Here is an 18,696-nt window from a genome sequence, read left to right as displayed (position 1 = left end):
CGGGGTCGCGCATTCGGGTCGCGACCTCACCCGAGCCTCGCAAGGAGAACCATCATGGTCGATGTCATCGGCGGCCCCTCGCTTCCGCAGGAGCGCAAGCTCGTCACGAGCATCCCCGGCCCGAAGTCGCAGGAGATCACCGCGCGCAAGCAGGCCGCGGTCGCGGCCGGGGTGGGCGCCTCCCTTCCCGTCTCGATCGTCGCCGCCGGCGGCGGCGTGATGGTCGACGTGGACGGCAACTCGCTCATCGACCTCGGTTCGGGCATCGCCGTCACGGGCGTCGGCAACTCCGCGCCCCGCGTCGTCGAGGCCGTCACCGCGCAGGTGCAGCAGTTCACCCACACCTGCTTCACCGTCACCCCCTACGAGGGCTACATCGCCGTCGCCGAGAAGCTCAACGAGCTCACCCCCGGTGACCACGAGAAGCGTTCGGCGCTCTTCAACTCGGGTGCCGAGGCCGTCGAGAACGCGATCAAGATCGCGCGCCACTACACGAAGAAGGACGCGGTCGTCGTCTTCGACCACGCCTACCACGGCCGCACCAACCTCACCATGGGCATGACCGCGAAGAACATGCCCTACAAGGACGGCTTCGGGCCCTTCGCCCCCGAGGTCTACCGCGTGCCCACCTCCTACCCGTACCGCGACGGGCTCACCGGCGCCGAGGCGGCTGAGGTGGCGATCACCCAGATCGAGAAGCAGGTCGGCGCCTCGAACCTCGCGGCGATCATCATCGAGCCCATTCAGGGCGAGGGCGGCTTCATCGCGCCCGCCGAGGGCTTCCTTCCCGCGCTGCAGGAGTGGGCGACCGCCAACGGCGTCGTCTTCATCCTCGACGAGGTGCAGACCGGCTTCGCGCGCACGGGCGACCTCTTCGCCGCGAACCACGAGGGCGTCGTGCCCGATCTCGTCACGACGGCCAAGGGCATCGCCGGCGGCCTGCCGCTCTCCGCGGTGACCGGCCGCGCCGAGATCATGGACTCCGCCCACGCCGGCGGCCTGGGCGGCACCTACGCGGGCAGCCCGATCGCCTGCGCCGCGGCGCTCGCCACCATCGAGACCTACCAGAGCGAGAACCTCACCGAGCGCGCCCGCGAGATCGGCGCGATCATCGAGGAGTTCTTCGGCGAGCTCGCGAAGGGCGACGACCGCATCGGCGACATCCGCGGCCGCGGTGCCATGCAGGCCATCGAGCTCGTCGAGCCGGGCTCGAAGACCCCGAACGCGACGCTCACCGGCGCCATCGCCAAGCACGCCGGCGAGCAGGGCGTGGTGCTGCTCACCTGCGGCACCTACGGCAACGTGATCCGCTTCCTCCCGCCGCTGTCCATTTCGGATGAGCTGCTGCGCGAGGGCCTGCAGATCGTGGCCGACGCGCTGGCCGCCAACTGACCGACGAGCCCACGGGTACGAGAGGAATCAACACCATGGCACTGAAGCCCAACGAGCAGGAGCTGCTGGACCGGATCGAGAGCGGTCTCGGCATCGGCGGCACGTGGGAGGCCTCGACCTCCGGCGCCACCTTCGACGTGCACGACCCGGCGACCGGCGAGGTCATCAAGACGATTGCCGACGCGACCGTGGAGGACGCGGTGCGCGCCCTCGACGCCGCGGTTGAGGCGCAGGAGGAGTGGGGCAACACGCCCACCCGCGTGCGCTCGAACATCCTGCGCCGTGCCTTCGACCTGCTGATGGAGCGCAAGGAGGAGTTCGCGCTGCTGATGGCCATGGAGATGGGCAAGCCCATCGCCGAGGCGCGCGGCGAGGTCGTCTACGGCGGGGAGTTCCTGCGCTGGTTCTCGGAGGAGGCCGTGCGCGTGCAGGGCGACTACCGTCAGAACCCCGAGGGCACCGGCAACATGGTGGTCTCCCACCTGCCCGTCGGGCCCTGCTACTTCATCACGCCGTGGAACTTCCCGCTGGCGATGGCCACCCGCAAGATCGCCCCGGCGCTGGCCGCCGGGTGCACCTCGGTGATCAAGCCGGCCGCGCTCACGCCGCTCACCACCATCTACTTCGTGCAGCTGCTTGAGGAGGCGGGCCTGCCCGCGGGCGTGGTGAATGTGGTGCCGACCTCGAAGTCGAGCGCGCAGTCGAGCGCGCTGCTCTCCGACCCGCGCCTGCGCAAGCTGTCGTTCACGGGTTCCACGCCGGTGGGCGTGAAGCTGCTCGAGGCCGCGGCGCAGAACGTGCTGCGCACCTCGATGGAGCTGGGCGGCAACGCTCCCTTCGTGGTGTTCGAGGACGCGGATCTCGATAAGGCGGTCGAGGGCGCGCTGCTCGCGAAGTTCCGCAACATCGGCCAGGCCTGCACGGCGGCGAACCGGATCATCGTGCACGAGTCGGTGGCCGACGAGTTCGCGCGTCGCGTGGGCGAGAAGGTCGCGGCCATGAAGATCGGCCGCGGTGCGGACGAGGGCAACGACATCGGCGCGCTGGTGGAGGAGAAGGCCGTGAACAACACGGCGCGTCTCGTGGCCGACGCGGTCGAGACGGGCGGCACGATCGTCACCGGCGGCGAGGCCGTCGACGGCCCGGGCAACTTCTTCCAGCCCACGGTCATCGATCACATCAGCCCGCAGGCGGCGATCATGCGCGAGGAGATCTTCGGCCCGGTGCTCGGCATCGTCCGCTTCTCCACCGAGGAGGAGGCGGTCGAGATCGCCAACAACACGGAGTACGGTCTCGTGAGCTACGTCTTCACCGAGAACATCGCGCGCGGTCACCGCATGATCGAGAAGCTCGAGACGGGCATGATGGGCCTCAACACGGGCCTGGTGTCGAACGCTGCGGCGCCGTTCGGCGGCGTGAAGCAGTCGGGCATCGGCCGCGAGGGCGGCTTCGACGGGATCCACGAGTTCCTGTCGACGAAGTACACGCTGATCCCGCGCTCCTAGCGGGGCGGGATCGCGCGGGCCCGGGCTCCCCTGAGGCGGCCCGGGCCCGTGTCGTGGCCGGGGGCCGGCGGCGAACGATGATCGCGGCTCAGTGGGCCGGCTCGGCCCACCACAGGGCGGTCTCGCCGTAGCGCTTGGCGCGGAGCGGGACGAGGCCCGTGGGCCAGGCGGGCTCGGGGGAGCGGGAGCTGCGCTCGACGAGCACCACGGCCCCGGGCGCGAGCAGCGGCGTGAGCGCCGCAAGGTTCACGGTGAGTTCGGCCTCGCCGAGATCGTAGGGCGGATCGAGCAGGGCGACGTCCCAGTGCCCGTCCGCGCTTCCCCGGAGGCTTGCCCGCGCGCCTCCGTCGGCGCCCGCCTCGCGGTCCGGCGCGGGCGCCGCACCGTCGAGGTAGCCCTGCACCGACTGCCGCACGACCGCGATGCGGGGCGCGGACCCCGCCGCCCTGAACGCGCCGAGCACCGTCCGGGCGTTCCGCGCGGCCACCTGGGCCGCCGCCGCGTGCTTCTCGACCAGCAGCACCTCGGCCGCGCCGCGGCTCGCCGCTTCCAGGCCGAGCGCCCCCGATCCTGCGTAGAGGTCGAGCACGCGGCAGCCCTCGACGAGTCCCCACGACTCCAGCGCGGAGAAGATCGCCTCGCGCACCCGGTCGCTCGTCGGCCGCGTACCCGACTTCGGCACCTCCAGGCGCAGTGATCCGGCCGCCCCCGCAATGATTCTCGTCACCCGAAGAGGCTACCGCGTGGCGGCTCGCGCGCACCGCCGCCCCGGGGCTCCGGCGTCGGGGGTCACCGCTACGCTGGTCGCATGGGTTCCGTGACGCTCGACACCCCGCTCGGCGGGGTCGTCGGCGATCGCACCGCGAAGCCCCTCGACCGGGCCTTCGGCATGCGCACGGTCGGCGATCTGCTCACCCACTTCCCGCGTCGCTACTCCCGGCGCGGCGAGCTGACCCCGCTGCGCGGGCTGCCGCTCGGCGAGCAGATCACGGTGGTCGCCCAGGTGCTCGACGTGCGCGAGCGGCGCATGCAGCGCCGCAACGGCACCCTCCTCGAAGCCCGCATCACCGATGGCACGGGAACGCTGACCCTCACCTTCTTCAACCAGCAGTGGCGGGTGCGCGAGCTGATCGCCGGCCGCCGCGGCATCTTCGCGGGAAAGGTCAGCGAGTATCGCGGGCAGTTCCAGCTGCAGCACCCCGAGTACGAGCTGTTCGACGACCGCGACGCGGCCCCGGGGGCGGACCGGCTCGACGAGGCCGCCGCGAAGGCCTGGGCCGAGACCCCCGTGCCGATCTACCCGGCCACCGCGCAGATGCCGAGCTGGACGATCCAGCGCGCCGTCGAGCTCGCTCTCGACGCGCTCGCCCCGCTCGACGATCCGCTGCCGCGCGAGCTGCGCGACTCCGAGGACGTGATGGAGCTGTCGCGCGCCTTCGAGCTGATCCACCGCCCGCAGCGCGACGCCGACTGGCGCGCCGCGCAGCACGGCATGCGGTTTCGCGAGGCCTTCGAGCTGCAGCTCGCGCTGCTCGACCGGCGACGCCGTGCGGGCCGCGAGGCGAGCACTCCGCGGCCGCTGCCCGCGGCCGGACAGGCCACGGGGAGCCCGCTCGCGCGCTTCGACGCGCGCCTGCCCTTCGAGCTCACCGGAGACCAGCGCAGGGCCGGCGACGTCATCGCTGCGGAACTGGCAGAACCGCACCCCATGCACCGGCTGCTCCAGGGCGAGGTCGGCTCGGGGAAGACCCTCGTCGCGCTGCGCGCCATGCTGCAGGTCGCCGGGACCGGGGGACAGAGCGCACTGCTCGCGCCCACGGAGGTGCTCGCGGCTCAGCACCTCCGCTCCATCACCGAAGCGCTCGGGCCGGAACTCACGGCGGAGCTCAATCCCGTGCTCCTCACCGGGCGCATGCCCGCGAGCGAGCGGAAACGCGCTCTGCTCTCCCTCGCCGCCGGAACCGCCCGCGTCGCGGTCGGTACCCACGCCCTCATCAGCGACAACGTCACCTTCTTCGACCTGGGGCTCGTCGTCGTCGACGAGCAGCACCGCTTCGGCGTCGAGCAGCGCGAGGCGCTGCGCCGCAAGGGAACCCAGCCGCACGTGCTCGCCATGACCGCCACCCCGATCCCGCGCACGGTCGCGCTCACCGCCTTCGGGGATCTCGAGGTGCTCACCATCCGGGAGCTGCCGCGCGGCAGGCAGGGGATCGAGACCTTCACCGTCCCCGAGCTGGAGATGCCGAAGCGGGCCGCCCGGGTCTGGGCGCGCACCGCCGAGGACCTCGCCGCCGGGCGGCAGGTGTACGTCGTCTGCCCCGCGATCGCGCCGGGCGAAGTCGATCCTGCCGTGGAAGGGGAAGCGGAGGCCGGGGACGGGCAGGGCCCCCGCCCCCTCGCCAATGTTGCAGACACGGTCGCCGAACTGCGCGCGCGCCCCGAGTTCGCGGGCGCGGAGATCGCCGGGCTCGACGGCGGCATGGCCTCGCCCGAGAAGGACCGCATCATGCGCGCCTTCGCCGCGGGCGAGATCGGGATCCTCGTCGCCACCACCGTCATCGAGGTGGGCGTCAACGTACCCAACGCCTCGATCATGATCGTGCGGGACGCGGACCGCTTCGGCATCTCCCAGCTCCATCAGCTGCGCGGTCGCGTCGGCCGCGGCGAGCACGCCGGCCTCTGCCTGCTCATGACCACCGCCGAGCAGGGCAGCGTCGCCCGTGAGCGCGTCGAAGCCGTCGCCGCCACCACGGACGGCTTCGCCCTCGCCGAGATCGACCTCGAACTGCGCCGCGAGGGCGACATCCTCGGCACCGCCCAGTCCGGCGGTCGTTCCACGCTGAAGCTGCTGCGCGTCGCCGAGCACGGCGAGCTCATCGTGCGCGCCCGTGAGCTCGCCGCCGGGCTGCTCGAACGCGATCCCGAGCTCCGCAGCGCACCCGGGCTTGCCGCGCTCCTCGCCCGCGAGCGCGAGTCCGGGCACATCGACAACCTCGCCAAGTCGTAGGGTCCAGGGTCGGGAGCGCGGGTCGCGCACGCCCTCGCTGCCTCGCACGCTCGTACTCAGGTACCACCCCGAACAGCACCCGGGAGGGATCCCCAAGAACCCGCCAGCTCCTAGCGTGGAAGCATCGCCGAAACCCGGCGGAGAGCGAACGCGAGGAGACACCATGATCGAGGCACGCGGACTCGGCAAGCGCTACGGCCAGAAGGTCGCGGTCGAAGATGTGAGCTTCACCATCCGCCCAGGACAGGTGACCGGCTTCCTCGGCCCCAACGGCGCCGGCAAGTCCACCACGATGCGGCTCACCGTGGGGCTCGACCGCCCCACCTCGGGGACGGTCACCGTCAACGGCAAGCGCTACCGCGACAGCGCCGCCCCCCTCGCCGAGGTCGGCGCCCTGCTCGACGCCAAGGGCGTCCACCCCGGTCGCAGCGCCCGCAGCCACCTGCGCGCGCTCGCCGCCACGCACGGGATCCCGAATCGGCGCGTCGACGAGGTGCTCGAGCAGACCGGCCTGGCCGCGGTCGCGGGCAAGCGCGCCGGCGGCTTCTCGCTCGGCATGGGGCAGCGGCTCGGGATCGCCGCGGCGTTGCTCGGCGACCCGCAGGTCCTGATCCTCGACGAGCCCGTGAACGGCCTCGACCCCGACGGCGTGATGTGGGTGCGGAAGCTCCTGCGGCACCTCGCGGGTGAGGGGCGCACCGTGCTGCTGTCGAGCCACCTCATGAGCGAGATGGCGCAGACCGCCGACCACGTCATCGTGCTCGGCAAGGGGCGCGTGATCGCCGATGCGCCGATCGCGGAGATCGTCAGCCGCGGCGGCGGCGAGCGCGTCGTGGTGCGCAGCCCCGAGGCGGCTCGACTCGCCTCCGCTCTGCTGAACCTCCCCGGCGTCTCCCTCGAATCCGAGGGGGAGGAGCGTTTCACCGCCACCGGTATCACCGCGGCCGAGCTCGGGCGGGCCGCTGCGCAGTACGGCATCGAACTCCACGAGCTCAGCCCGGTCGGCGCGAGCCTCGAGGACGCCTACCTGGCGCTCACGCGCGACGAGGTCGAGTACCAGGCCGCCTGAGCGACGGCGGCGCCCCGTCCGATTCCCGGGCGGCGCCCGCTTCCGGGGCCGCAGCCGCCGCCCCTCCCGCAGTACCCGCCACATTCAGCTGAAGGAACGCACCATGACCTCCACCATCATCATCGACGCGAGCAGCGCACCCGAGCAGTCCCAGGGGGCGGGCCGCACCGTGTCCTCCCGGCCCCGCGCCGTGCACGCCAAGCTCGGCTTCGGGGGCGTGCTGCGCTCCGAGTGGATCAAGCTCAGCTCGCTGCGCAGCATCCGCATCACCCTCCTGCTCACCGTGCTCGGCGGCCTCGGCCTGAGCGGCCTGATGTCCCTCATGTGGAGTCAGCAGGGGATCGGCATGTTCGGCTCCGGCCCCGCCGCGCTGCAGGGGTACCTGCTCTTCGGTCCCGCGCTCCTCTCGAGCTTCCTCGCGCTCGTGTTCGGGGTGCTCGGCGTCTTCGCGATCTCGAGCGAGTACTCGAGCGGGATGATCCTCTCGACACTGACGGCGGTGCCGAAGCGCACCTCGGTCTTCGTCGCGAAGATGCTCGTGCTCGCGGGGCTATCGGTCGCGGCCGCCCTCGTGATCTTCGGCGGCGGGCTCGGCGTCGCGGTCGCCTTCATGCCCGATGCGGCCGCCCAGCTCGGATCGCCCGCGGTCGTGTCGGGCACGCTCGGCGCGATCGCCTATCTGACGCTCGTCGCACTGTTCGCCTTCGGGGTCTCCGCACTGCTGCGCTCCACTGCGGGCGGCATCGCCGTGGTCGCGGGCGTCTCCTTCGTGCTGCCGATCGTGATGCAGCTGATGACGATGACGGGATGGAGCTGGGTGCCCGAGGTCTCGTCGTATCTGCCGGGGTCGCTGGGCTCCCGGCTGGCCCAGGGCGTCACCGAGACGGCCGCCGCGGCACCCGCCGGACCGGGGTTCGGGCTGGCCTTCGCGGCCATGGTGCTGTGGGCGGCTGTGGTCGTGATCCCCGCGCTTCTCGCGTTCAAGCGTCGCGACGCGAAGTAGCCTCGTGGATTCGTTGAGCGGACCGCGCCGACCGGTGCGGTCCGCTCAGCGGCGCGAAGATAGGGTGAAGGCGTGAATCAGGTGATGGTGAACGATGAGGAGGTGCGGCTGCCGCGCCCGCCCGGCGTGCTGCGGCGGGCGCTCGCCGCCCACCCCCTCGCCGTGGACGTGTTCATCGTCGTCTGGTATTTCATCGGCTGCCTGCTCGGGCTCGGGATCGACTTCCTCGCGGCGGCGGCCCCGCTGGACGAGAACGTCCCGGGCGAGGCGCTTCCCTCGTATCTCACCTCTCCCCAGGGCATCGTGATCCTGCTCGGGGTGCTGGCTGTGGGGGCCGCGCTGCTGTTCCGCAGGCGCTTCCCGCTGGCGGGGCTAATCGTCACCGTGATCGTGAGCCTCGGGGACTCCCAGGCGATCAGCCTCGCCATCGGGGTGGCGCTCCTCTTCATGCTCTACGCCGTGCCCGTCTATCGCAGTGCGGCGGCGGGCTGGCTGGGATTCGGGATCGCCTTCGGCGCGAGTCTGCTGAGCCTGGGGCTGCGGTCCCTGTTCCCCGCGACGGTCTCGCCCGATGCGACACCGGGTGAGGCGCTGTTCACCGCAGCGGGGCGCACGAACAGCGTCGGCGAGTTCATCGCGATCAGCATCATGACGGGGATCTGGTATCTGGGCATCGTCCTGCTCGGCATCAATCTGGGCAACCGGCGCCGCTACCTGCAGGCCATCATCGACCGGGCGCATCAGCTCGCCCGGGAGCGGGACCAGCTGGCGCAGCTCGCCGTCGCGGAGGAGCGCTCGCGCATCGCCCGTGAGATGCACGACATCGTGGCGCACTCGGTGTCGGTGATGATCGCGCTCTCGGAGGGCGCGGCCCGTGCCGCCACCGCGGCGCCCGATGCCGCCGCCGACGCGATGCGACGCAGTGCCGAGACGGGACGGACCGCCCTCGCAGAGATGCGCCGGCTGCTCGGCGCCTTGCACGCGCCCGAGGGGAGCGCCGAGCTGGTCCCGCAGCCGGGCGTGCAGGATCTGCCCGAGCTGGTGCGGGGATTCGTGGACGCGGGACTCGCGGTGTCGCTCGACGTGACCGGCGAGGCTGCGGGGGATCGCGGACAGGAGCTCGCGGTCTACCGGGTGGTGCAGGAGGGCCTCACGAACGTGCTGCGGTATGCGGGAGTGGGTGCTCGCGTGAAGGTGACCGTCCTGCGGCAGGCGGATCGGACCGTCGTGCAGGTGCGCGATTACGGCACTCCTCCGGGTGCGGCCACGCCCGTCGCCGGCCTCGGCTCGGGGCGCGGGCTCGCCGGTCTGGCCGAGCGTGTGCGGGTCTTCGGCGGCAGCATCGAGTCGGGCCCCGTGGATGCCTCGGCGGGCGGCGGATGGCGACTGTGGGCGGTGCTGCCCGTGAGCGCCGACGCACGCGAGCCGACGGGATCCGGAGGAGCAGGGGAGCCTGGCGGAGCCGCTGCGGCCCGGCCGCGAACAGTGTCAGAGAGTGAGGAGCGCGCATGAGCGAGGAGCAGATCAGGGTGATGCTGGTCGACGACCAGGAATTGATCCGCACGGGTTTCCGGCTGGTGCTGCTGGCGGAGCCGGGCATCGAAGTGGTGGCGGAGGCCTCCGACGGAGAGTCGGCGATCGCGGAGCTGCGTGGACTCGCCCAGCGCGGCGGAGGCTGCGACGTGGTGCTCATGGACGTGCGCATGCCCGGCATGAACGGCATCGACGCGACCGACCGCATCGTCGCGGAGTTCCCGGAGGCGCGCGTGGTGGTGCTCACCACCTTCGACCTCGACGAGTATGCGACGGGCGCGATCCGCGCGGGCGCCAGCGGCTTTCTGCTGAAGGACGCCCGGCCCACCGAGCTGGTCGACGCGATCCGGCGCGTCGCGGCGGGGGACGCGACGATGGCCCCGAGCGTGACCAGGCGCCTCCTGGAGCAGATCAAGGCGGGCGGCGGACCGGGATTCGCAGCGGAGGAGCCGTCCGGCCCGGCGTCGAGCGACGCGCTCTCCGCCCTCACTGAGCGCGAGCTGGACGTGCTGCGGCTCATCGCCGAGGGTAAGAACAACGCCGAGATCACCGCGGAGCTGTTCCTCTCCGAGTCGACGGTGAAGACGCACGTGGGCCGCGTGCTCGCGAAGCTGCAGCTGCGGGATCGGGTGCACGCGGTCATCTTCGCGAAGCAGCACGGCCTGTAGGCTGGAGGGCATGAGCAAGATCGCCGTCGTACCGGGCTCGTTCGACCCGGTCACCCTGGGGCACCTCGACGTCATCCGCCGCACGGCCGGCGTGTTCGATCAGGTCCACGTCCTCGTCGTCCACAATCCGGGGAAGGACGCGATGCTGCCGATCGCGGAGCGCGTGGGACTGATCCAGAAGTCCCTCCAGGAGGATCCCGAGATGCCCGGCAACGTGCTCGTCGCGTCCTGGTCGGTGGGGCTGCTCGTGGACTACTGCACCGAGGTCGGCGCCTCGGTGCTGGTGAAGGGGATCCGCTCCCAGATCGACGTCGCCTACGAGACGCCGATGGTGCTGATGAACCGGAGCCTCGCGAACGTCGAGACCATGTTCATGCTCCCGGATCCCGCCCACGCCCACGTCTCCAGCACGCTCGTGCGTCAGGTGGCCTCGCTGGGCGGGGACGTGAGCCCCTATGTGCCGTCCGCCGTGGCGCGCTTCCTCGACCGGAACCGGCCCGCCTGATGGCCGGCTCGCGCGTATTCCAGGAGAGCGTCCGCGACCTCCTGCACCGGCCCGGCGAGATGCGTGAGCGCTCCCGCGTGCTCGACGCCCCCGAGAAGCTGGGCGAGGGGCTCGCCTGGGTGCCCGAGGGCGAGGCGATCGAGCTGGAGCTCCGGCTGGAATCGGTGCACGAGGGGGTGCTCGTCTCCGCCGAGGTGCGCACCACCGTCCACGCGGAGTGCGGCCGTTGCCTGAGGGACTTCACCACGCCGTTTCGAGTCGAGTTTCAAGAGCTTTTCGCGTATACTCCTTCGGAGGCCGACGAGTATGGGGTTCACGGTGATCACGTGGATCTTGAACCCCCGCTCCGAGACGCGGTAGTGCTCGCACTGCCGTTTCAGCCTGTGTGTCGCCCGGACTGCCCGGGGCTCGATCCCGAGTCCGGTGAGCTGCGCGAGGCCGAGGCTGTGGTGGCGCCCGGCGCGGATCTCGATCCGAGGTGGGCGGCGCTGGCCGGTTTCGAGGCCGGCCCGAGCGATCGGGCGGGCGAGGTCGAGGCTGAAGATGAACCCGGCTCGGGTGGGAATCCCGGGTCCGCAAGCAAGTAGGAGAGAGAATCATGGCTGTTCCCAAGCGCAAGATGTCGCGTTCGAACACCCGTCACCGTCGTTCGGCGTGGAAGGCCGAGGCCCCGAAGCTGGTGAAGACCGTCGAGAACGGCCGCACCGTCTACAGCCTGCCGCACCGTGCCCGCGTCGTCGAGGACTCGCAGGGCAACGCCCTGTTCCTCGAGTACAAGGGCCGCAAGGTCGCCGACGCGTAACTTGGCCCGCAAGCTTCGAGAGCCGTCGGGAACGCCCCAGGGTGAGCCCGACGGCTTTCTCGTGCCCTTCGGCGTGCAGGTCGACCCGGAACTGCTGCGGCTCGCGCTGACGCATCGCTCGTGGGCGTATGAGCACGGGGGCGCGCCTCACAACGAGCGCCTGGAGTTCCTCGGCGACTCCATTCTCGGGCAGGCCGTCACCGTCAAGCTCTACCGGGACTACCCCGAGCTCAGCGAGGGCGAGCTGGCGAAGCGCCGTGCCGCGCTCGTGTCGACGGTCGCGCTGGCCGAGGTGGCGCGCGGGCTCGGCATCGGCGCTTCGTTGCGTCTGGGGCGGGGAGAGGAACGCACCGGCGGGCGCGACAAGGACTCGCTGCTGGCCGACGCCGTCGAGGCGATCATCGGGGCGGTGTTCCTGTCGACCTCTCCCGAGACCGCGGACCGCTTCGTGCTGCAGCTCGTCGCGCCGCTGTTCGCAGACCCGGAGCGCTTCACGGTGACTCTGGACCCCAAGACCACGCTGCAGAAGGAGGCGGCGCGGATCGGGCAGCCGCACCCGCCCTATGAGACGGTGGGAAGCGGACCGGACCACGACCGGCGCTACACCTCCCGGGTGACGCTCGACGGCGTGACCGGCACCGGCACCGGCACGAGCAAGAAGGTCGCCGAGCTCGCGGCCGCCCGCGACGCGGTGTCCCAGCTGCGCGCGCGTCGCGGCGAATAGCGGGGGAGCGTTGCATGCCCGAGCTGCCCGAGGTCGAGGTGGTGCGCGCGGGGCTCGCTCCCGCGGTCGCGGGGGCGCGGGTCATCGCGGCCGAGGTGCGGGATCCGCGAGCCCTGAAGCGGCACGTGCCGCTCGGCGCCGACGGGGCTGCGGCGGACGACGGCCTCGGCGGTCACGGGGTCACCCTCACCGCCGAGGCGGGCCTGTTCCGCTCCGCGGACTTCGAGCGGCGGGTCACGGGTATCCGCCTCGCCGCGCCCGAGCGGCGGGGCAAGTTCCTCTGGATCCCGCTCGCAGAGGAAGCCGCGGGAACCGCCCTGCTCGCCCACCTCGGCATGAGCGGGCAGCTGCTGCTGCGCTCGCTCGACGCCCCCGACGACCGGCACGTGCGGGTGCGGCTCTGGATCGAGCACCCCGCCCACGGCGAGCTGCGCCTCGACTTCGCCGATCAGCGCCTCTTCGGCTCGCTCGCGCTCGACGCGCTGCGACCGGCCGCGGGCGGGGGCTGGGTGCCGGGCCAGGCCGCGCACATCGCCCGGGACCCGCTCGATGCCGCCTTCGACGATCTCGCCTTCGTCACGGCTCTGCGATCGCGCAGCACCGCCGTCAAGGCCCTGCTGCTCGACCAGTCCCTGATCAGCGGCGTCGGCAACATCTACGCCGATGAGGCGCTCTGGCGCGCGCGGCTGCACCCCGCCACGCCCGGCCTCCGGATCGGGCCGCGGAAGGCCCATGAACTGCTGCAGCGCGTGCGCGAGGTCTTCGCCCAGGCCCTCGCCGAGGGCGGCACCAGCTTCGATGCCCAGTACGTCAACGTCAACGGCCAGGCGGGGTACTTCGCGCACTCGCTCAACGCCTACGGGCGCACCGGCGAGGCGTGCCCGCGCTGCGGTGAGCCGATCCGCCGCATCCCCTTCGCCGGCCGCTCCTCCCACTTCTGCCCCCGCTGCCAGCGGCGGCGGTGAACGCGTGGCATGCCTGTGGCGTCCGACCGTTACGCATGTGAATTCGATGATGCCATCATGGCTGCATGACGATGACCGGATCGGATCGGGGCGGCGCTGGCCGAATTCGCGCGCTGCCTGCGACCCGGCGGTAGCCTGCGGCTCGGGTTCTTCGCGGGAGAACGGGGTCTCACCGTGACCTCCTCAGAGACCCGGGAGATCCGCCCCGGCGGCACCCACGGCGGCCCGGCGGCCTCCTCGCACGCGACGTGAGGTGACTGAGTGAGTGCTGCCGGTTCAGGGAAGTGATGCTCTGATGTTATGATGCGTATATGCGAACCACGCTCGATCTCGACCCCGTCGTGCTGAGCGCTGCCCGTGCCAAGGCGAATGCGGACAGGATCTCGCTCGGGAGAGCGGTTTCCGAACTCGCACTCGCGGGTATCAGCCGTCCTCCCCTGGACTCCGCTGCAGAGACTGGTTTCCCGGTGCTGCGCGGCGTCGTCGGCCGCCCGGTCACGGACGAACTTGTTGCCGCGTATCGCGACGAGGATGCCGACATCGCCGGTGACGGACATGCTGCTTGACGTCAACGTGCTGCTCGCACTGACATGGGATCAGCACGTGCATCATGCCGCCGCTCACACCAGCTTCGCTCGATTGGGGCAGTGGAGCACCTGCCCCGCGACGGAGGCAGGGCTGCTGCGCCTGCTGCTGACGGAACAAGTGGTCGGACGTCGCGTGAGCGGCGCAGAAGCCCTCGCGCAGCTCGCCGCGATACGACGGGTTCGCGGATGGACGTTCCTCCACGACACCGGCACGCTCGCAGAGGCCAGGATCGACACGCGAGTGCTGATGGGGCGACGCCAGGTGACCGACCTCTGGCTGGTCAACCTCGCCGCCTCCCACGAGACCCGGCTGGCGACCTTCGACGCCTCGCTCAGGGATTCCCTCGTGCCCGAGGACCGGCGGCATGTCGAAGTCTGGAGCGCGTGAGCGTCGGCTCCGTGCCTCCGCGGGGCGCGCGGTGAGCGTCGAGCGAGTGCGCGGCGCCTACGGGCGGCGCGCGGGTGAGTACGAAGCCGCGGTGGGGCGGATCGAGCACGTGGAGGAGGCCGACCTCGCCCTCGTCGCGCGCTGGGCCTCCGGGATCGACGGCCCCATCCTCGACGTCGGCTGCGGGCCCGGCCAGTGGACCGATCACCTGCGCCTGCTGGGAGCGGATGCCGAGGGGATCGACCCCACGACGGAGTTCATCGAGCTCGCCCGGGAGACGTATCCCGAGAGCCGCTACCGGATCGCGCAGGCGGAGGCGCTGGGCGTCGCGGACGGAACGCTCGGCGGCGTGCTCGCATGGTACTCGCTCATCCACACCGCACCGGATCGGATCGGAGCGGCGCTCACGGAGTTCGCGCGCTGCCTGCGACCCGGCGGTGGTCTGCTGCTCGGATTCTTCGCGGGAGAACGCCTCGCGTCCTTCGACCACGCGATCACCACCGCGCACGCCTGGCCGATCGCGCTGCTGGCCGCTGAAGTCGAGGCCGCGGGTTTCAGCGTGGTGCACACGGAAAGCCGCGAGATCCGCCCCGGCCGCACCCACGGCGCACTCCTCGCCACCCGCTGAGCATCGGCGACGCGCTCCGGGACCGGCACCCGCGCCCGGCCCGTGGGCCGTTCAGCGGCGGCATGAGGGTCAATCGGGGGCGAGAGCGGGCCGAGCGGGTACAGTCATAGGGATCGGCTGGTGCGCGGCGGGCCGGCGGGAGAACGGAAGGGGGCGGAGTGCACCTCAAAAGCCTGACGCTCAAGGGCTTCAAGTCGTTCGCGCAGCCGACGACCTTCCAGTTCGAGCCGGGCGTCACCGCGATCGTCGGGCCGAACGGGTCCGGCAAGTCCAATGTGGTCGACGCGCTCGCCTGGGTGATGGGGGAGCAGGGGGCGAAGACCCTGCGCGGCGGCAAGATGGAGGACGTCATCTTCGCCGGCACCTCCACCCGCGGTCCCCTCGGCCGCGCCGAGGTGCGCCTCACCATCGACAACAGCGACGGCGCGCTGCCCATCGAATACACCGAGGTGACGATCAGCCGCACGCTGTTCCGCAACGGTTCCAGCGAGTACGCGATCAACGGCGAGGCGTGCCGCCTGCTCGACGTGCAGGAGCTGCTCAGCGACTCCGGACTCGGCCGCGAGATGCACGTCATCGTGGGCCAGGGGCAGCTCGACGCGGTGCTGCGGGCGACCGCCGAGGACCGGCGCGGCTTCATCGAGGAGGCGGCCGGGATCCTGAAGCATCGCCGCCGCAAGGAGCGCACGCTGCGCAAGCTGGAGGCGATGGAGACCAACCTCACCCGCCTGAACGACCTGGCGGGCGAGATCCGGCGCCAGCTGAAGCCCCTGGGCCGGCAGGCCGAGGTCGCCAAGCAGGCGCAGGGAATCGCTGCCGAGGTGCGCGATGCGAAGGCCCGGCTGCTCGCCGACGACGTGCTCCGGCTGCGCACCGAGCTCGACGCCCTCGCCCGGGAGGAGACCGAGCAGCACTCGGAGCGGATCGTGTTGCAGGAGCAGATCGAGCAGAAGCAGCTCCGCATCGAGCGCCTGGAACAGGACCGCGAGAGCGAGGAGCTCGACGCCGCCCGCCGCGTGACCCTCGGCCTCGAATCGGCGCAGTCGAAGCTGCGCGGGCTCTTCGCGCAGACCCAGCAGCGGCTCACCTTCCTCGCCACGCAGGCCGAGGCCCCCGAGCAGGTGAACCGGCTCAGCCGCAGCGCCGTGGACGAAGCCGCGCAGGAGGCCGCCCGCCTCGAGGCGAGGATCCCCGAGGCCGAGGCGCGCTGGCAGCGCGCCGGCGCCTCGACCCGCCAGGCGCAGCAGGCCCTCGATGCCATCGACGAGCACATCGCCGCGCAGAGCGAGCTCGTGTCGCGGCACGATCTGCAGCTCTCCCAGTTGCGCGGGCGCGCCGAAGCCGCCGAGCAGAAGCGCGACGCCGTGGCGCAGGAGCTGGCGCGCCGCGAGCAGGCGGTGGCGCAGGCGGAGACGCGATCGGAGGAGGCCCGGCAGCAGCTCGCCGACTTCGAGCAGCGCGAAGAGATCGGCGAGACGCCCGAGACGGGTCTCGACGACCTCTACCGGGCGGCGCAGGACCGGCAGGCCGCGGGCGAGCAGGCGCGCGACGAGGCCCGGGATCGCCTGCACGCGCTCGAGCAGGAGCGGGCCGGTCTCGAAGCCCGCGTGAGCGCGCTCACCCGCTCGCTCGACCAGCGGGATGCCTCGGCCGCGCTGCTGGCCGAGGATCTCGGCGGGATCGGGGAGCGGATCTCCGAGCGCGTGCGCGTCCGGGAAGGCTTCGAGGCGGCCGTCGGGGCGGCGCTCGGCGTCTTCGCCGATGCACTGCTCGCGCAGACGCCCGCAGCGGCCGAGAGCGCGGTGACGGTGGCCCGCGACCGGGATCTCGGCCGCATGCGCGCCGTCATCGCGCGCAGCGGCTCCGTGCCGGCGGACGCGCCGGATGTGCCCGGCCTGACCCGCGTTTCGGAGGTGCTGCTCGAGGCGCCGGAGGGCGTCCGCGGGCTGCTCGCCCGCAGCTACATCGCCGGGGAGCTGCCCGCGGCGATCGAAGCCGCCGAGCGGCTGCGCGAGCGGTTCCCGGCGCTCGGCTTCACGATTGTCACCGCGCACGGCGACGTGCTCACCGAGCACACGCTGAGCGGCGGATCCGGACTCGCCCCCTCGCGCATCGAACTCACCGCCGAACTGGAACAGGCGGAGCAGCGGCGCGCGGCCGTCGCCGAGCAGATCGCGGAGACCGAGGCGGAGCTCGCCGAACTGCGCGCACAGGCCGCGCGTGCCAAGAGCGATGCCCAGCAGGCCTACGCCGAGCTGCGTGCCGCCGACGCCCGCCTGGCCGAGCTCTCGAAGGAGCGCAACCGGCTCGCGGCCCGTGCGGAGGCCGCGCAGGCGGAAGCGGAACGCGCGCGGCAGGCGATCACGGCGGTCGCCGAATCCGCCGAGGCCGCGAACCGCGAGGCGGACCGCGCCGTGCAGGCCCTCGCGGAGGCGGAGGCGGAGCCGCGGCCGATCCTCGACGCGAGCCAGCGCGACGGGCTCGTGCAGGAGCTGGAGCGGGCCCGAGCCGCGGAGATGGAAGCGCGTCTCGCGCTCGAGACGGCGCGCGAGCGCGCCCGCGCCGGGACCGCGCACCGGGACACCCTTGCCGAGCAGCTGGAGCTCGAACGCCGCGCGGCCGAGGAGGCCGCCCGTCGTGCCGTGCTGCGTTCGCGTCAGGTCGCTCAGGCCGAGCGGGTGGCCGGCCTGCTGCCGGCGATCCTCGACGCCTGCGACCGCTCGCTGGCCGAGGCGCGGCTCGAACAGCAGCGCGCCGAGCAGGAGCGGGCGCGCCACGGCCAGGAACTGACCCTGCTGCGTGCGGAGGAGTCGAAGCTGCGACAGCAGCTGGGTGCGCTCACCGAGCGCGTGCACGGCGCCGAGCTCAAGAGCTACGAGCGCAAGCTGCAGCTCTCCGCGCTGCTCGAACGCGCGGGCAACGAGCTGGGACTCGTCGAGGAGGTGCTGATCGCCGAGTATGGACCGCGCGCTATGAGCGAAGCCCCGCTTCGCGCGCGCCCGGTCCCGAGCGCGCCCCCGCGCTCGGAACACGCGGACGAAGCATCGAGCGCCGACGGTGCCGCGATTCCCGGCGCACCCGGTGCGGACGGCGATCCCGAGCACGATCCCGCCTCCGTCCCCGCCTACGCCAACCGTCTCGAAGCCGAGCTCGCCGCCGAGCTGGGGCTGGAGAAGCCAGCCGGCTCCGCCGCGCCGGACGCCTCTGCGGAGCCGAGCGCGGGCGAACCCGATCCCGCCGCCCTCACGCGGGAGCAGCAGGAGCAGCGTCTCGCACGCGCCGAGCGCCGTCTCGCCCAGCTCGGCCGCATCAACCCGCTCGCCCTGGAGGAGTTCGCCGCGCTCGAACAGCGCCACCGATTCCTCTCGGAGCAGCTGAGTGACCTCACGAAGACCCGCGCCGATCTGCTCTCGATCATCGAGGAGCTCGATCAGAAGATGCAGGGCATCTTCGCCGAGGCCTTCGAGGACACGCGCGCCGCGTTCGCCGAGGTGTTCCCGATCCTCTTCCCGGGGGGATCGGGAGAGATCGCGCTGAGCGATCCCGACGACCTGCTGAACACCGGCATCGATATCGCCGTGCGGCCCGCCGGCAAGAAGGTGGAGCGGATGTCGCTGCTCTCCGGCGGGGAGCGGTCGCTGGCGGCGGTGGCGTGGCTGATCGCGATCTTCCAGGCGCGGCCCAGCCCGTTCTACATCGTCGACGAGGTCGAGGCGGCGCTCGACGATGCGAACCTGGGACGCCTGCTGCAGGTCTTCGAGCGGCTGCGCGAGAACTCGCAGCTCATCGTCATCACCCACCAGAAGCGCACGATGGAGATCGCCGACGCGCTCTACGGCGTCTCGATGCGGCAGGACGGGATCTCGGCGGTCGTCGGTCAGCGGATCGGCCGCGAGGAGGGCTGAGGGCGCGGGCCGCTT

The 18,696-nt window shown here is 72.0% G+C and carries 17 protein-coding genes; 16 read left to right on the top strand and 1 reads right to left on the bottom strand.

Annotated features, from left to right (window positions below; genetic code table 11):
• The first annotated feature begins 54 nt into the window (after positions 1–54).
• Positions 55–1,392 (top strand): 4-aminobutyrate--2-oxoglutarate transaminase, encoded by a 1,338-nt coding sequence (gene gabT, locus B4915_RS04410; RefSeq protein ID WP_105804634.1) that lies wholly within the window; start codon positions 55–57, stop codon positions 1,390–1,392.
• A 35-nt stretch (positions 1,393–1,427) separates the two neighbouring features.
• Positions 1,428–2,897 (top strand): NAD-dependent succinate-semialdehyde dehydrogenase, encoded by a 1,470-nt coding sequence (locus B4915_RS04405; protein ID WP_105804633.1) that lies wholly within the window; start codon positions 1,428–1,430, stop codon positions 2,895–2,897.
• A gap of 88 nt (positions 2,898–2,985) precedes the next feature.
• On the opposite strand, the gene B4915_RS04400 is transcribed toward B4915_RS04405, so the two are convergent.
• The gene (locus tag B4915_RS04400; RefSeq protein ID WP_105804632.1) at positions 2,986–3,624 is read right to left on the bottom strand and encodes an RsmD family RNA methyltransferase; all 639 of its coding nucleotides are present in this window, start codon (positions 3,622–3,624) and stop codon (positions 2,986–2,988) included.
• 81 nt (positions 3,625–3,705) lie between these two features.
• Here B4915_RS04400 and B4915_RS04395 point away from each other — a divergent pair, with 81 nt between their 5' ends.
• The 14 genes from B4915_RS04395 (at position 3,706) to B4915_RS04325 (ending at position 18,681) form a co-directional block, all read left to right on the top strand.
• Positions 3,706–5,904, top strand: coding sequence for an ATP-dependent DNA helicase RecG (locus B4915_RS04395; protein ID WP_105804631.1), 2,199 nt, complete (start codon positions 3,706–3,708; stop codon positions 5,902–5,904).
• Positions 5,905–6,067: 163 nt separating this feature from the next.
• Entirely contained in the window at positions 6,068–6,973 is a 906-nt protein-coding gene (locus B4915_RS04390) for an ABC transporter ATP-binding protein (protein ID WP_105804630.1), read from the top strand.
• Between the two features lie 103 nt (positions 6,974–7,076).
• Positions 7,077–7,976 carry an ABC transporter permease subunit gene (locus B4915_RS04385; protein WP_105804629.1) on the top strand — a complete coding sequence of 300 codons (900 nt, stop codon included), beginning with the start codon at positions 7,077–7,079 and terminating at the stop codon, positions 7,974–7,976.
• Positions 7,977–8,048: 72 nt separating this feature from the next.
• Positions 8,049–9,488 (top strand): sensor histidine kinase, encoded by a 1,440-nt coding sequence (locus B4915_RS04380; protein WP_245907337.1) that lies wholly within the window; start codon positions 8,049–8,051, stop codon positions 9,486–9,488.
• A complete protein-coding gene (locus tag B4915_RS04375) occupies positions 9,485–10,177 on the top strand; it encodes a response regulator (RefSeq protein WP_105804627.1) in 693 nt (230 codons plus the stop codon). Before B4915_RS04380 ends, B4915_RS04375 begins: the two co-directional genes overlap by 4 nt.
• Before the next feature lie 10 nt (positions 10,178–10,187).
• On the top strand, positions 10,188–10,682 hold the full coding sequence (gene coaD, locus B4915_RS04370; RefSeq protein WP_105804626.1) for a pantetheine-phosphate adenylyltransferase: 495 nt from the start codon (positions 10,188–10,190) through the stop codon (positions 10,680–10,682).
• Complete coding sequence (locus tag B4915_RS04365; RefSeq protein WP_105804625.1) at positions 10,682–11,269, top strand: YceD family protein; 588 nt, start codon at positions 10,682–10,684, stop codon at positions 11,267–11,269. The genes coaD and B4915_RS04365 overlap by 1 nt, the downstream gene beginning before the upstream one ends.
• 11 nt (positions 11,270–11,280) lie before the next feature.
• The gene (gene rpmF / locus B4915_RS04360; protein ID WP_017885009.1) at positions 11,281–11,484 is read left to right on the top strand and encodes a 50S ribosomal protein L32; all 204 of its coding nucleotides are present in this window, start codon (positions 11,281–11,283) and stop codon (positions 11,482–11,484) included.
• Between the two features lie 61 nt (positions 11,485–11,545).
• On the top strand, positions 11,546–12,208 hold the full coding sequence (gene rnc, locus B4915_RS04355) for a ribonuclease III (protein ID WP_105804624.1): 663 nt from the start codon (positions 11,546–11,548) through the stop codon (positions 12,206–12,208).
• 14 nt (positions 12,209–12,222) lie between these two features.
• Positions 12,223–13,173 (top strand): bifunctional DNA-formamidopyrimidine glycosylase/DNA-(apurinic or apyrimidinic site) lyase, encoded by a 951-nt coding sequence (gene mutM, locus B4915_RS04350; RefSeq protein ID WP_105804623.1) that lies wholly within the window; start codon positions 12,223–12,225, stop codon positions 13,171–13,173.
• A gap of 311 nt (positions 13,174–13,484) precedes the next feature.
• Positions 13,485–13,739 (top strand): hypothetical protein, encoded by a 255-nt coding sequence (locus B4915_RS04340; RefSeq protein WP_105804622.1) that lies wholly within the window; start codon positions 13,485–13,487, stop codon positions 13,737–13,739.
• On the top strand, positions 13,729–14,148 hold the full coding sequence (locus B4915_RS04335) for a TA system VapC family ribonuclease toxin (RefSeq protein WP_105804806.1): 420 nt from the start codon (positions 13,729–13,731) through the stop codon (positions 14,146–14,148). Before B4915_RS04340 ends, B4915_RS04335 begins: the two co-directional genes overlap by 11 nt.
• A gap of 31 nt (positions 14,149–14,179) precedes the next feature.
• A complete protein-coding gene (locus tag B4915_RS04330) occupies positions 14,180–14,776 on the top strand; it encodes a class I SAM-dependent methyltransferase (protein ID WP_105804805.1) in 597 nt (198 codons plus the stop codon).
• A gap of 158 nt (positions 14,777–14,934) precedes the next feature.
• Positions 14,935–18,681: an AAA family ATPase gene (locus B4915_RS04325; protein ID WP_105804621.1), complete on the top strand. Its 3,747-nt coding sequence runs from the start codon at positions 14,935–14,937 to the stop codon at positions 18,679–18,681.
• Positions 18,682–18,696 lie beyond the last annotated feature (15 nt).

It is taken from the genome of Leucobacter massiliensis (assembly GCF_002982315.1).
Lineage (GTDB): Bacteria > Actinomycetota > Actinomycetes > Actinomycetales > Microbacteriaceae > Leucobacter > Leucobacter massiliensis.
This window is presented reverse-complemented; position numbering and strand designations above follow the sequence as displayed.

Bases quoted from the DNA above. Each gene is read 5' to 3' on its own strand.
- B4915_RS04340 (WP_105804622.1), top strand. From the start codon at position 13,485: ATGCGAACCACGCTCGATCTCGACCCCGTCGTGCTGAGCGCTGCCCGT.
- B4915_RS04405 (WP_105804633.1), top strand. From the start codon at position 1,428: ATGGCACTGAAGCCCAACGAGCAGGAGCTGCTGGACCGGATCGAGAGC.
- coaD (WP_105804626.1), top strand. From the start codon at position 10,188: ATGAGCAAGATCGCCGTCGTACCGGGCTCGTTCGACCCGGTCACCCTG.
- B4915_RS04375 (WP_105804627.1), top strand. From the start codon at position 9,485: ATGAGCGAGGAGCAGATCAGGGTGATGCTGGTCGACGACCAGGAATTG.
- rpmF (WP_017885009.1), top strand. From the start codon at position 11,281: ATGGCTGTTCCCAAGCGCAAGATGTCGCGTTCGAACACCCGTCACCGT.
- B4915_RS04390 (WP_105804630.1), top strand. From the start codon at position 6,068: ATGATCGAGGCACGCGGACTCGGCAAGCGCTACGGCCAGAAGGTCGCG.
- B4915_RS04335 (WP_105804806.1), top strand. From the start codon at position 13,729: ATGCTGCTTGACGTCAACGTGCTGCTCGCACTGACATGGGATCAGCAC.
- B4915_RS04365 (WP_105804625.1), top strand. From the start codon at position 10,682: ATGGCCGGCTCGCGCGTATTCCAGGAGAGCGTCCGCGACCTCCTGCAC.
- gabT (WP_105804634.1), top strand. From the start codon at position 55: ATGGTCGATGTCATCGGCGGCCCCTCGCTTCCGCAGGAGCGCAAGCTC.
- mutM (WP_105804623.1), top strand. From the start codon at position 12,223: ATGCCCGAGCTGCCCGAGGTCGAGGTGGTGCGCGCGGGGCTCGCTCCC.
- B4915_RS04385 (WP_105804629.1), top strand. From the start codon at position 7,077: ATGACCTCCACCATCATCATCGACGCGAGCAGCGCACCCGAGCAGTCC.
- B4915_RS04395 (WP_105804631.1), top strand. From the start codon at position 3,706: ATGGGTTCCGTGACGCTCGACACCCCGCTCGGCGGGGTCGTCGGCGAT.